Here is a 12512-nt window from a genome sequence, read left to right as displayed (position 1 = left end):
TCCGGAAAATCAGGACAATGCCCGCGGCGGATAAACCCGCGTCGGCATGATCGGAATCAACACAATCAGGGCCACAGCGAGCCAGCCCATGCAGTAATAAAGATCGGCACTGGTCAGCACCACGACCTGCTCATGCAGGCGATGGCTCAAGGCGGCCGGTTCGGCGCCGTCGCTCAGCCAGGGTGAATTGCCTAACCGGTCGACCAGGGTGTTGGAGTGAAAATGCTGACGGGCCGTGGTCAGGGCCTCCACGACCGCCGTGGCAACCACCGTGGCCAGGCCGCGCACGGTATTGAACCAGGCCGAAGCGAAGGGGCCGTCCGGCGGGGCGATGCCGCTGGTGGACTGAATCAGCAACGGCAGCACCGCCATGGGCTGGCCGAACACCTGCAACACCTGCAGCAGGTAAAAGTTGTCACGAATCCAGGCCGAGGTCATCTGCGTGGCCAGCGCGCAATGCACCGCCAGCAGCAGCAAACCGAGGGTCAGGATCCAGCGGCAGTCGACCCGACGGATGTTGCACAGCAGCGCAAGCAGCGGTAGCACCAGCAACTGCGGCACGGCCACCAACAGCATCAGCGGCGCGGTCTGCAACGGCCGATAGCCATGCACCTGGGCCAGGTAGGCCGAAGGAATCGAGGCCACGGCAGTGAGCACCACCAGCACCCCGCCAAGGGTCAGCAAGGCGTGGGACAAATTGCGCCCGGCCAGCAGTTGCAGCTTGAAGAACGGCACCTCGACGAACCATTCGCTGACCAGAAACGCCACCAGTAACAGCAGCCCGCCAAGCAGCAAAAAGCAGATCAGCGACGATTCAAACCAGTCCAGCCGGTTGCCTTCCAGCAAGCCTGCGACCGTCATGACAATCGCCGGCAGCCCCAGCAACAGGCCGCGCCAGTTAAAAGTGCGGAAACGCTCCAGGCGCGGGGCATCCTGGACGATGCCATGGGCGATGGCGATCATCGCCACCAGACACGGCGGGATCACCTGCCAGAAGGTCCACTGCCAACTGAAATACTCGGTCCACAACGCCGCCAGTGGCGTGCCCAGCCCCGGCCCGAAAGTGGCGGTCAAGGCATAGCCAGCCAGGCCAAAGATCTTGATCGAGGGCGGCAGAAAGCGCAGCGCGACGGTCATCAGCATCGGCGGCAGACAACCGGCCGCCAGCCCTTGCAGTACCCGCAACAGCAGCAGGCTCGGGTAATTGGGTGCCAGTGGGCAGAGCAGCGCCAGCAGGACAAAGACGGCAATCGCGCCGAGCGTAAAGCGCCGTAACGACAGGGTGACCGCAAACCAGGGTGCGAAGGCCATGGCCGCGACGGAGCTGGCCGAGTAGCAGGCGATCAACCAACTGGCTTGATCGGCGCCAATGAACATCGCGCCGCGAATATCGGCCATGGCAATGCGGGTCACCCCATCGTTGATACCGGCAACCAGCACAGCGAGCAATACGCCCAACAGGCCGATGATCCGCTCAAGGCCGAATGCCGGAGCGGCTGGCTGAACGGGCGCAGCCGCAGCAGGAGAAGCGAGGGAGGTCATCAACAAACAATCCGGGCATTCAATACCCGGAAAAGTCTAAGCAGCCGGCCTGGTAAAGAAAATTTACATTTAGGCAGCTTATTAGTGCATCAGACGCATGTGTAACAGCCCGCGGATTGCTCCTGGCGTTATCTCAGGCATAGGGGCTATCCCAGTAACGCTTGTACATGCCCAAGCGCTTTTTCCAGCGAGTCGGCAAGCGCTTTTCCTGACGGCTGAGCTTGTAGGCCAGCAGCTTCAGGGCATTGCGCACAATCGACATCGGCCACCACCACCAGCGCCGCGGGCCGATGTAGGCCAGCTCGGATTTCACGTAGCGCATGCCCTCCCCGGCGATGCCACCAAAGCTGTCGTAGATCCAGGCCTCACGGCATTGGAATACGCCAATATCGAAGTAACGGCGAAACTCTTCGACCAGGCTGTAGTTATGCGAGTGACGGCACACGGCCGAGCCTTCGTAGGCGACTTTCCAGCCGTCGAGCAGCATCTTCGCCGCCACGTACATGTCTTCCGAGAGAATCACATGACGGGGAAAACCGCCCACTGCCAGCAGCGCCTCGCGGCGGTAGGCCGCGAACGAGTTGGACATGAACGGGGTCTTGATGCCCAGGCTGTCGGCATCGGCCAGGGTCTTGATCCGCGACACCGGCGGGTAGTTGAACAACCGGGCATGCTGAGCCAGCAGGTTGGCGTCCTTGTGTGGTAACTGGCGACCACAGACCGCAGCGACTTTCGGGTCGGCGAACGGCAGGAGGATATTGGCAATCGCGTCGCTCTGTTCCAGGTAGGCATCCTGGGTCAGGTACACATAGACGTCGTAGTCAGGGAAGCGCTCGACCATCATCTGTCGGGTGCCACCGTGGTTGAAGTCCTTGCTGTCGATGACCAGCACATTGGCGCAGCGCGCCTGGGCCAGCTCACCGGTGCCATCGGTGGAACTGGAGTCGACGATCAGGGTATCGAAAGCGGCATTCTGGTGAAGCAACGAATCAAGCAGACGCTCAAGGTCCCGGCGTCCGTTATAAGTCGGGATGACACAAGCCACACGCAAAGACGGCATAACAATACTCCAGAGCGTAATCCATCGCTCAACTCGTTATCGCCTCTGAGGGTAGCTCATGCCGTGCGACTCAACCATTCAGCCCAGCACTTCGCTCAGCGGGATAAAGCTCACCAGTTCGCCCTCGGCCAGGGTCCGGTCTTCGCGTACCTCGATCAAACCATGCGCCCAAGCCGCGCTGCGCAACACCCCGGAGCTCTGGTTGGCGTAAGGGACGGCGCGGCCATTTTCCAGGCGGCCACGCAGGTACTCGCGGCGCTTGCCGGCCTTGCTCCAGGCAAAACCGGCCGGCACCTGGAACTGCAACGGCGCGACGGCCGCAACGCCCTGACGGCGCAACAGGTATGGCCGGGCCAGCAGTGCAAAGGTCACCAGGGTCGAAGCCGGATTACCCGGCAGGCCAATCACCGGGGTGCCCTGGTAATGGCCGAAGGTCAGCGGCTTGCCGGGTTTGATCGCCAGCTTCCAGAGCGCCAGTTCACCTTCTTCGCGCAGCACCTGGCCGAGAAAATCCGCCTCGCCCACCGAAACGCCGCCGGTGGAAACGATCAGGTCCACCCGGCTCAACCGCGCCAGGGCAGCGCGGGTCTGCTGCAGGTCATCGACCAGAATGCCGGCGTCCACCACCTCACATTCCAATGCCTGCAGCCAGTTGCACAGCAGCACCCGGTTGCTGTTGTAGATCTGCCCCGGCCCGAGCGGCAAACCGGGCTCGACCAGTTCGTCGCCAGTGGACAGCACGGCCACCCGTGGCCGCCGCACCACGCGCAATTGCGCCACGCCCAGCGATGCCGCCAGGCCCAGCTCGACCGGGCTGAGCCGGGTGCCGGCCTGCAATACCGTCTCACCCTTACGGGTTTCCTGGCCTTGCGGGCGAATGTTCTGCTGCGCGCTCAGCGCTTGGGTGAACCGCACCCGGCCATCGTCCAGCAGCTCGGCGTTTTCCTGCATCTCGACGCAATCGGCACCGGCCGGCACTGGCGCACCGGTAAAGATCCGGGCGCAAGTGCCTGGCTGCAGTGGCTGTGGCGCCTGGCCTGCGAAAATCCGCTGGCTGACGCTCAGCGGCTCACCATTCCAGTCAGCGACGCGCAAGGCATAGCCGTCCATGGCGCTGTTGGGCCAGGGCGGCAGGTCAAGGCTGGCGATGATGTCTTCGGCCAGCACCCGGCCTTTGGCATCGGCCAGAGTGACCTGCTCATGATCGAGAATCGGAGTGCTCGCGGCGCTGTCGAGCAGCCGGGTCAGGGCTTGTTCCAGAGCGATCATCGACAGTCAGCCCCGCGTGCCGCAAGGTTCGGCTTTTTTCAGGTGGGCGACAAAATTGCAAGGCCTGAAACGCGAATCGAGTTGCTGGGCCAGAATGCCGTCCCAGCCGGTGCGCACCGCGTTGGTCGAACCCGGCAGGCAGCACACCAGCGTGCCATTGGCCAGGCCGGCCAGGGCCCGCGACTGAATGGTCGAGGTGCCGATATCCGCGACTGAAATTTGTCGGAACAGCTCGCCAAACCCGTCGACCTGCTTGTCCAGCAGGCAGGCCACCGCTTCGGGGGTGCTGTCACGGCCGGTGAAGCCGGTGCCGCCGGTAATCAGCACCACCTGCACATCGTCGTCGGCAATCCAGGTCGCGACCTGGGCACGGATCCGGTACAGATCATCCTTGAGCAATACCCGGGCAATCAGGCCATGACCGGCAGCACTGAGGCGGTCGACGAACATCTGCCCGGAGCTGTCGGTTTCCAGAGTGCGGGTGTCGCTGACCGTCAGCACGGCGATGTTCAAGGGCACGAAGGGAGTATCAGGTTTGACGCTCATGGGCTTTGATCCGGTTGTGAAATGAGGCAGGCCGGTGTTATATCACAGCCCCGCTTTGTTCCACCTTATTGAGACCGACATGCCTGCCACAGCGCCCTTGCCTCCTTGTTCGATCCTGTTGCTGGCCGGCGGCCAGGGCCGGCGCATGGGCGGGCGCGACAAGGGCCTGCTGGAGTGGCGCGGCCAGCCGCTGGTGGCCACCTTGCATGGGCTGCTGCGGCCACTGACCGACGACCTGATCATTTCCTGCAACCGCAATCAGGCCCGCTACGCCGCTTACGCCGACCGCCTGGTCGAGGATGCCGACCGTGATTTTCCGGGGCCGCTGGCGGGCATTCGCGCTGCCTTGGCGATTGCGAAGCATGATTACCTGCTGGTGCTGCCCTGCGATACCCCGCTGCTCGAGGCGCAATTGCTCAATGAGCTGCTCGACTGCGCCGTACAGCACCCCGGCCGGCCGGTGATGGTTCGTGAAGGCGAATACTGGCAGCCCTTGTTGTGCGTGATCCCAGTGCAACATGCCGCGCTGCTGGAAGCCGCCTGGCAACAGGGCGAGCGCAGCCCGCGACGTGCCCTGCAGCCTCTGGACCCGGTGGCGCTGCAATGTTTGGCGGGTGACCCGCGCCTGGCCAACCTCAATACCCCCGAGTTGTTGAGCCAGATCAATCCCCACGCCGGCCATTAGCCGCTTGGGGAACTTGCGTCTACGCTGCACGTCTTAGACGTCAGTAATCAGTATCCATCGGAGCCACTGCCATGAAACACAAGACACTTCCTGCCGCCTTCCTGCTTGCTCTGGGCCTCGCCTCGCTGGCCGGTTGCTCTTCACCTACAGTGATCACCCTTAACGATGGCCGCGAAATCCAGACCGTCGACACCCCTGAATATGACGAAGACGCCGGCTTCTACGAGTTCGAACAGCTCGACGGCAAGAAAGCCCGCGTGAACAAGGATCAGGTTCGTACCGTCAAAGACCTGTAATCCGCGTTACCCATGGCGAAGCGCGCTATACGGCGCTTCGCTAGCCTCGCGCCCGCCTATCACTGGCCGGCCATGCTGAACGTCAGCCGCAAAGCACTTTCGAACGCCCTCGACTCGCCACTGAGCGGATCATTGAAGCGCAGCCCACGCGCCAGCAATTGCAACGGCTTCTGATAGTCGTCCGGCGCTGAAGCCACGACCTCGGGATAGAACGGATCATTGCAGATCGGCGCCCCCAGCGCGGCCATGTGGACCCGTAACTGATGCTTCTTGCCGGTCACCGGCGACAGTCCATAACGCCATAGATCGCCCTGCCGCTCCAGCACCTCAAGCCGGGTCAGGGTGTTGGCGGCGCCCTCACCTTCCTGCATGCGAAAAAACGGTACGCCATCGACCAGCCGGCTGGCGTGATCGCGGGGAAACGCCAGTTGCGGCAGCGCCGGGGCAATGGCTTCGTAAAACTTGTCGATGCTGCGGTTGCGAAACAGCGCCTGGTAAGCCGAACGGCTGGCCGGGTTGGCGGAAAACAGCACCAGCCCGGCAGTGTGCCGGTCGATCCGGTGCAGCGGCACCAGATGCGGGTTGTCCAGGCGCTGAATCAGGCGGCGCAGCAGGGTCTGCTCAACGTATTCACCGGTAGGAATCACCGGCAAGAAATGCGGCTTGTCAGCGACCACCAGATGCTCATCGATGTGCACGATGGTTTCGAGCACCGGAATCGGTGTCTCGTTGGGCACTTCACGGAAATAGTGAATACGCAGGCCTTCGCGGTAGGCCAGATCGACACTGATCGGCTGCCCCTCAGCGTTGAGCACCCGGCCACGATTGATGCGGTCCAGCCATTGTTCGCGGCTGATCGCCGGAAAGCGCGCACACAGGCACTGGAGCACTGTCGTCCAGGCGCCGGGCGGCAGGCAAAGGGTACTGGCCTGATGCTGAGCAGGATTGAAAGACGATTCGGTCATGCGCGGTTCGGCCACTGAAAAACACGGATTATCCCCGAACCCAGGAGCGGGCGCGACCTGCCTGTTTCACCTGGCTGCCGCCGGGCGATCATCGAACACATTCAGGCGCAGCGTCTGGAACAGCTCATGCAGCACTTTGAACCATCTGGTACATTTCACGACAGCGTCCCGCATCACAACAACAAGAGATTTCCCGATGACCCAGACTCAACGACCTTCCGTGCTCGCCGGCCTGATCGGCTCCGGTATCCAGGCTTCCCGTACCCCCGCCCTGCACGAACACGAAGGTGACGCTCAGGGCCTGCGCTACCTGTACCGTCTGATCGATATCGACGCCCTCGGGCTTGACCCCAGCGCCCTGCCACGGCTGCTTGACGGCGCACAAAGCAGCGGCTTTACCGGCTTGAACATCACCTTTCCGTGCAAACAGGCAGTGATTCCTTTGCTCGACGAGCTGTCGGCCGAAGCGCGGGGCATTGGCGCGGTCAACACCGTGGTGTTCAAGGACGGCAGGCGTATCGGCCACAACACCGACTGCTTGGGTTTTGCCGAAGGCTTCACCCGTGGCCTGCAAGGCGCTGCGCGCCGCTATGTGGTGCAAATGGGCGCCGGCGGTGCCGGCGCTGCGGTGGCCCATGCGTTGCTGGACGCCGGGGTCGAGCGCCTGGTGATTTTTGAAGTCGAGGCGCAGCGTGCCCAGGCTCTGGTCGACAATCTCAATGCTCATTTCGGCGCCGGCCGCGCGCAGCTGGGGCTGGATCTGGCAGGTGCAGTGGCTGAGGCCGATGGTCTGGTCAACACCACCCCGGTGGGCATGGCCAAGCTGCCAGGCCTGCCGCTGCCGGCCGAATATCTGCATGGCGGGCTATGGGTGGCAGATATCATTTACTTCCCGCTGGAAACCGAACTGCTACGCCAGGCCCGCAGCCTGGGTTGCCGGACCCTGGACGGCACCACCATGGCCGTGTTCCAGGCGGTCAAGGCCTTCGAACTGTTCAGCGGCCAGCGTGCTGATGCCGAACGCATGATGGCGCACTTTCACAGCCTGCCGGCCTGAAGCTCAGGCGGGGTGACGATTCAGCCAGATGCTGAATCGTCGGCCTCGCTCAGCGCTGCAAGTAGCGCAGCACTGAATCGCAAATCATCAGCTTGTGGCGTTGCTTGACCTGCTCGTCAGCCAGATCGATCTTGAAAATCGCCCCCAGGGTGTGGCGGTTCGAGACCCGGTGGAAGCAGAACGAGGTCATCAGCATGTGCAGGTCCACAGCGTCGACGCCCTGACGGAACACCCCGCTGGTTTCGCCACGACGCAAAATGGCATCCAGCGTCTTGATGATGTTTTCACTCTTGGCGCTGATGCTTTCGGACTGTTTGACGTTCTCGCCGTTAAGGATGTTTTCGTTACACACGATGCGCACGAAATCGACGTTACGGTCGTGGTGATCGAAAGTGAACTCCACCAGCCGGCGGATCGCTGCGTGGGGCTCCAGATCGACCAGATGCAGCTGGTCTTCGGTATTGCGGATATCGCCGTAGAGTTTCTCCAGCACCTCGACGTACAACTGCTCCTTGCTGCCGAAGTAGTAATAGATCATGCGCTTGGAGGTATGGGTGCGCTCGGCGATGGCATCGACCCGCGCCCCGGACAGGCCGTGGGCCACGAACTCGGCGATGGCGGCCTGGAGGATGTCGTCGCGGGTCTTTTCCGGGTTGTTCTTGCGGCTCTTGCGCAGTGTTTTTTCAGGCTGCAGCGCAGGAGAGTCGGTCATTGTATTCATTGTTGGCTCACGAGCACGGTTGAACCGCCAATTATGAGGCCCAGCGGCGGCACGATGGAAGGGAGCAACTGTTCGCTACGCCCTTTCGAGCAATGGAAAATCCTTCATCGCGTGATTTGATATGCAGGTTTCGCCCTGCTGGGCGACCTACTTTGGTTTTGCCCAAAGTAGGCAAAGGCATTTGCTCCTGGCTTGGGTCCGCCCTGCGGGCGAACTTCCCTCCGTCCGGCATCGATTCGGGGGTCGGCGCGATGGGCATCCCTGCCCAGCGCACCTGAAACCGACTTCCCTGTCGGTTTCTCCCCCGAATCGACGCCTACCCTCGGCCAGCGCCCAAGTCGCGATTCGTGTCGTCTGTGCCATCTAGGCATGCACGGCAACGGCAAACGACGATCCGGTTTCACTGACTGCTCGTACTGCGGCTACAGACGCGCCTTCGGTGCGGCGCCGCTGCGCGCCTTGGCCATCGCCGCCAGACGTACCGGCACGTTGGCTGCGCCGTAGCCAGCGTAGCCATTCTTGCGCTGGATGATCTCGAAGAAGAAGCGCCCGTCGAACGCCTCGGTGTACACGTGAAACAGTTCGCCACCCTGGCTGTCACGGTCGTACAGCACGTTGTAGTAAGCCAGTTCGCTGAGGAATTCGTCATCGAAGTCCATCCGCGCCGCCAGGTCATCGTAGTAGTTCAGCGGAATTTCCAGCAATGGCACCCCAGCTTCCTTGGCCCGGCGCACCTCGGCGAAGATGTCCTCACAGGCAAACGCGATGTGGTGCACGCCCGAGCCGCGATACGTTGACAACGCATGGGAAATCGCCGTGTTGCGGTTTTCCGAGATGTTCAGCGGCAGCCGCACGCTGCTGCAACGGCTACGCAAGGCGCGGCTTTTGACCAGGCCATAAGGGTCGGGCAGCACCACTTCGTCATCGGCTTCGAAGTCCAGCAAGCCCTTGTAGAACAGCACCCAGCTGTCCAGGCTGTCGGCCGGCAAGGCCATGGCCATGTGGTCGATGCGTTGCAGGCTGCCGCTGGCCACTGCCCGCGGGTCAATGACGAAGTCGCTGTCATAGATCGACTGGCCAGGCTCGGCGCCTTGCACCAAGTAGATCAGGCTGCCATCCGGCGCACGCACCGCCGGCACTTCCCGCTCGTTGGGGCCGACCAGGCCGCGATAAGGCTGGCCCTTGAAGGCCCGGGCACGCTCCAGCGCCTGCTGTGCGTCATCGACCCGCAATGCGGTGGCACACAGCGACGGGCCATGGGCCTCGAAAAAACCATGGGCAAATGAATAGGGTTCGGCATTGAGCACGATGCGGATATCGCCCTGCCCCATCAGACTGACCGCCTTGGAGCGGTGCGTGCCCAGGCGGGCAAAGCCCAGTCGCTCCAGCCAGTTGCCCAACCGGGCGCCATGGCTCTCGTCCACGGCAAATTCAAGAAATTCGACCCCATCGAACTGGCTGGCGGCCGGCGGATTGAACAGTAGCTCGGGCGCCACAGGCTGATTCTCGCGGGCCATCAGCTCACGGGTCTTTTCTTCCAGATACAACAGCGAGCGCAGGCCATCGGCAGCATTGGCGCGGGTCGGCGCGGCGCGGAAACCATCGTTGAACACCTCCAGCGACAGCGGGCCGGTGTAACCGCTGCGCAGGATCGGCGCCAGGAACCCCGGCAGGTCGAACTCGCCCTGGCCCGGGAAGCAGCGGAAATGTCGGCTCCACTCCAGTACATCCATGGCCAGCAGCGGCGCGTCGGCCATCTGCACAAAGAAGATCTTGTCGCCCGGAATATCGGCAATCGCGCTCGGGTCGCCCTTGAGCGACAGGGTATGGAAACTGTCGAGCAATACGCCCAGCGCCGGATGATCGACCTCACGCACCAGATCCCAGACCTGCTGCCAGGTATTGACGTGCCGCCCCCAGGCCAGCGCTTCATAGCCTATGCGCAGCTTGCGCGCCCCGGCACGCTCGGCGAGCAGGTTCAGGTCATCGCGCAAGATGTTGCGTTCGCCCAGCGAGTCGGCGGCCACGTTACTGCACACCAGCACCAGGTCGGTGCCCAATTCCTGCATCAGGTCAAACTTGCGCTCGGCGCGATCAAGGTTGCGCTGCAGACGCTCGCGCCGACAGCCTTCAAAGTCCCGAAACGGCTGGAACAGCGTGATCGCCAGCCCCAGGTCGGCACACATCTGCCGGACGTTACGTGGGCTGCCGTCGTAATAAAGCAGGTCATTTTCGAAAATCTCGACCCCATCAAAGCCGGCGGCGGCGATGGCTTCGAGCTTTTCTGGCAGAGTGCCGCTCAGGCAAACGGTGGCAATGGAACGCTGCATATTATTGTACTCCTGGACGAGCGCGGCTATTTGACGCCGCGAAATCGCCGCCCTGTGCGCAGGATTCAAGTACAGGGTGGGCATGATCTCAGTATTTCCCCGGACGCGCGTCCAGGCAACCAGTTATGTACGAACTGGTTAGTTTTTCGTTCGTTTATCGCACAAAACTCATTTCGCTCGATTGACGAGGTTTTGTTCAACGCACACCATCTGTTCTGCAAAGCCGAAACATTCCACAATACGCGTCCGCCTTAACTGCCTTGTCTGTCGCTAAGACTGATGAACCTAAATAACAATTTCAAAAACAGGATAACGACTCATGCGCGCCTTCACTGAATCTCCTGCACGCACGCTTTCCAGGACTGGGACTTCGAGCAAACGAACCTGTTCGGTCATTTGACCGGGCGGACTCAAGTGGCCTGATACCCCAAAGCACGCCCACCTGCATCCGAATCTGTCAGAATCCGCGCCTCGCCTTGCATGCCTGTGCCTGCAACGCCGCGAATGCCCCTGACACTCTTGCTGCGGCGGGTAGTTACTCAGTCCGGCTGACGCCCTTGGCGCAGTCCTGGAACGGATGATCGAACCATCATGCTCAACACCCAAACCAATCCTCTGGCCAGCGCCGCACGCGCCGGCATCGGCGACAAGATCCGTGGCGCCATGGCAGTGGGCAAGACTCGCTGGGGCATGCTTGCCCTGGTGTTCCTGGCCACTACCCTGAACTACATCGACCGCGCCGCCCTTGGCGTCATGCAGCCCATCCTGGCCAAGGAAATGGGCTGGACGACGATGGATTACGCGAACATCAACTTCTGGTTTCAGGTCGGTTACGCGGTCGGCTTCATTCTGCAGGGGCGCTTCATCGACAAGGTCGGCGTCAAGCGCGCGTTCTTCCTCGCCGTGCTGCTGTGGAGCCTGGCCACCGGCGCGCATGGCCTGGCCACCTCGGCGGTGGGCTTCATGGTCTGCCGGTTCATTCTCGGCCTGACCGAAGCGGCCAACTACCCGGCGTGCGTCAAGACTACCCGGCTGTGGTTCCCGGCCGGCGAGCGCGCCGTGGCCACCGGCATCTTCAATGCCGGCACCAACGTCGGTGCAATGATCACCCCGGCCCTGCTGCCGCTGATCCTCAGTGTCTGGGGCTGGCAGGCGGCGTTCATCGCCATGGGTCTGTTGGGCCTGTTCTGGCTGGTCATGTGGCAGATCAACTACCACAACCCCGAAGAGCACCCCAGCGTCAAGAAAACCGAACTGGACTACATCAACCAGGACCCGGAGCCTGAGCCTGTCAAGGTGCCCTTCTCGCACATCCTGAAAATGCGCGGCACCTGGGCCTTTGCCCTGGCCTACTCGATCACGGCCCCGGTGTTCTGGTTCTACCTGTACTGGCTGCCGCCATTCCTCAACCAGCAATACAGCCTGGGCATCAGCGTGACCCAGATGGGTATCCCGCTGATTCTGATCTGGCTGACCGCCGACTTCGGCAGCATTGGCGGCGGCGTGTTGTCGTCCTGGCTGATCGGTCGCGGCATGAAGGCCAGCAAGGCACGCCTGGTGTCGATGCTGATTTTCGCCCTGACCATCTGCAGCGTGGTGTTCGCCGCCAATGCCAGCGGCCTGTGGGTGGCGGTACTGGCCATCTCGGTGGCCGTCGGTGCGCACCAGGCCTGGACGGCCAATATCTGGAGCCTGGTGATGGACTACACGCCCAAACACCTGATGAGCACGGTGTTCGGCTTTGGCGGCATGTGCGCAGCGATTGGCGGCATGTTCATGACCCAGATCGTCGGCGCGATCCTGACCGCGACCAATAACAACTACAGCATCCTGTTCATGCTGATCCCGGCGATGTACTTCATCGCTCTGACCTGGATGTACTTCATGGCGCCACGCCAGGTGCCTGATCTGAAGCAGTGACTGCCTGACCAGGGTAGCAACGCAAAGGCCCGGTGACGTGAGTCACCGGGCCTTTGTCTTTAAGCAGCGGCAAGTTGCAAGCCAGAAGGAAGCCTTTCGCGGCTAAAGCCGCTCCTACGAG

Annotated in this window: 11 protein-coding genes; 4 read left to right on the top strand and 7 right to left on the bottom strand. The window is 62.1% G+C overall.

Translation table 11 applies throughout. From position 1 onward, the window contains the following. Positions 1 to 9: 9 nt before the first annotated feature. From PSCI_RS19765 to moaB, 4 genes are all read right to left on the bottom strand, one after another. Positions 10 to 1542 (bottom strand): MFS transporter, encoded by a 1533-nt coding sequence (locus PSCI_RS19765; protein WP_045490316.1) that lies wholly within the window; start codon positions 1540 to 1542, stop codon positions 10 to 12. A gap of 133 nt (positions 1543 to 1675) precedes the next feature. After that, positions 1676 to 2602 (bottom strand): glycosyltransferase, encoded by a 927-nt coding sequence (locus tag PSCI_RS19760; RefSeq protein ID WP_045490313.1) that lies wholly within the window; start codon positions 2600 to 2602, stop codon positions 1676 to 1678. A gap of 78 nt (positions 2603 to 2680) precedes the next feature. After that, positions 2681 to 3871, bottom strand: coding sequence for a molybdopterin molybdotransferase MoeA (locus PSCI_RS19755; RefSeq protein ID WP_045490311.1), 1191 nt, complete (start codon positions 3869 to 3871; stop codon positions 2681 to 2683). A 6-nt stretch (positions 3872 to 3877) separates the two neighbouring features. Further along, positions 3878 to 4417, bottom strand: coding sequence for a molybdenum cofactor biosynthesis protein B (moaB, locus tag PSCI_RS19750; RefSeq protein ID WP_045490309.1), 540 nt, complete (start codon positions 4415 to 4417; stop codon positions 3878 to 3880). Between the two features lie 79 nt (positions 4418 to 4496). Between moaB and mobA the strand changes: the two genes are divergently transcribed. Both mobA and PSCI_RS19740 read left to right on the top strand, forming a co-directional pair. After that, positions 4497 to 5102: a molybdenum cofactor guanylyltransferase MobA gene (mobA, locus tag PSCI_RS19745; RefSeq protein WP_045490307.1), complete on the top strand. Its 606-nt coding sequence runs from the start codon at positions 4497 to 4499 to the stop codon at positions 5100 to 5102. Positions 5103 to 5173: 71 nt separating this feature from the next. Then, complete coding sequence (locus tag PSCI_RS19740) at positions 5174 to 5398, top strand: YgdI/YgdR family lipoprotein (RefSeq protein WP_045490304.1); 225 nt, start codon at positions 5174 to 5176, stop codon at positions 5396 to 5398. A gap of 59 nt (positions 5399 to 5457) precedes the next feature. Here PSCI_RS19740 and PSCI_RS19735 read toward each other — a convergent pair whose 3' ends face one another. After that, complete coding sequence (locus PSCI_RS19735) at positions 5458 to 6363, bottom strand: RluA family pseudouridine synthase (protein WP_045494623.1); 906 nt, start codon at positions 6361 to 6363, stop codon at positions 5458 to 5460. Positions 6364 to 6559: 196 nt separating this feature from the next. Here PSCI_RS19735 and PSCI_RS19730 point away from each other — a divergent pair, with 196 nt between their 5' ends. Next, positions 6560 to 7420, top strand: a complete 861-nt coding sequence (locus tag PSCI_RS19730) for a shikimate dehydrogenase (protein ID WP_045490294.1) — start codon at positions 6560 to 6562, stop codon at positions 7418 to 7420. A gap of 49 nt (positions 7421 to 7469) precedes the next feature. Here the strand turns inward: PSCI_RS19730 and PSCI_RS19725 are convergent, their stop codons facing one another. Both PSCI_RS19725 and quiC read right to left on the bottom strand, forming a co-directional pair. Beyond that, positions 7470 to 8141: a TetR/AcrR family transcriptional regulator gene (locus tag PSCI_RS19725; RefSeq protein WP_045490290.1), complete on the bottom strand. Its 672-nt coding sequence runs from the start codon at positions 8139 to 8141 to the stop codon at positions 7470 to 7472. Positions 8142 to 8563: 422 nt separating this feature from the next. Continuing rightward, positions 8564 to 10471, bottom strand: a complete 1908-nt coding sequence (gene quiC, locus PSCI_RS19720) for a 3-dehydroshikimate dehydratase QuiC (RefSeq protein ID WP_045490287.1) — start codon at positions 10469 to 10471, stop codon at positions 8564 to 8566. 591 nt (positions 10472 to 11062) lie between these two features. Between quiC and PSCI_RS19715 the strand changes: the two genes are divergently transcribed. After that, positions 11063 to 12391 carry an MFS transporter gene (locus PSCI_RS19715; protein ID WP_045490286.1) on the top strand — a complete coding sequence of 443 codons (1329 nt, stop codon included), beginning with the start codon at positions 11063 to 11065 and terminating at the stop codon, positions 12389 to 12391. Positions 12392 to 12512 lie beyond the last annotated feature (121 nt).

The sequence above is a fragment of the Pseudomonas sp. StFLB209 genome, from assembly GCF_000829415.1.
Lineage (GTDB): Bacteria > Pseudomonadota > Gammaproteobacteria > Pseudomonadales > Pseudomonadaceae > Aquipseudomonas.
This window is presented reverse-complemented; position numbering and strand designations above follow the sequence as displayed.

What these genes read in the sequence shown, in the direction of transcription:
- PSCI_RS19740 (WP_045490304.1), top strand. Translation starts at nt 5,174, where the DNA reads ATGAAACACAAGACACTTCCTGCCGCCTTCCTGCTTGCTCTGGGCCTC.
- PSCI_RS19725 (WP_045490290.1), bottom strand. Translation starts at nt 8,141, where the DNA reads ATGAATACAATGACCGACTCTCCTGCGCTGCAGCCTGAAAAAACACTG.
- PSCI_RS19755 (WP_045490311.1), bottom strand. Translation starts at nt 3,871, where the DNA reads ATGATCGCTCTGGAACAAGCCCTGACCCGGCTGCTCGACAGCGCCGCG.
- PSCI_RS19760 (WP_045490313.1), bottom strand. Translation starts at nt 2,602, where the DNA reads ATGCCGTCTTTGCGTGTGGCTTGTGTCATCCCGACTTATAACGGACGC.
- PSCI_RS19765 (WP_045490316.1), bottom strand. Translation starts at nt 1,542, where the DNA reads ATGACCTCCCTCGCTTCTCCTGCTGCGGCTGCGCCCGTTCAGCCAGCC.
- quiC (WP_045490287.1), bottom strand. Translation starts at nt 10,471, where the DNA reads ATGCAGCGTTCCATTGCCACCGTTTGCCTGAGCGGCACTCTGCCAGAA.
- PSCI_RS19730 (WP_045490294.1), top strand. Translation starts at nt 6,560, where the DNA reads ATGACCCAGACTCAACGACCTTCCGTGCTCGCCGGCCTGATCGGCTCC.
- moaB (WP_045490309.1), bottom strand. Translation starts at nt 4,417, where the DNA reads ATGAGCGTCAAACCTGATACTCCCTTCGTGCCCTTGAACATCGCCGTG.
- PSCI_RS19735 (WP_045494623.1), bottom strand. Translation starts at nt 6,363, where the DNA reads ATGACCGAATCGTCTTTCAATCCTGCTCAGCATCAGGCCAGTACCCTT.
- mobA (WP_045490307.1), top strand. Translation starts at nt 4,497, where the DNA reads ATGCCTGCCACAGCGCCCTTGCCTCCTTGTTCGATCCTGTTGCTGGCC.
- PSCI_RS19715 (WP_045490286.1), top strand. Translation starts at nt 11,063, where the DNA reads ATGCTCAACACCCAAACCAATCCTCTGGCCAGCGCCGCACGCGCCGGC.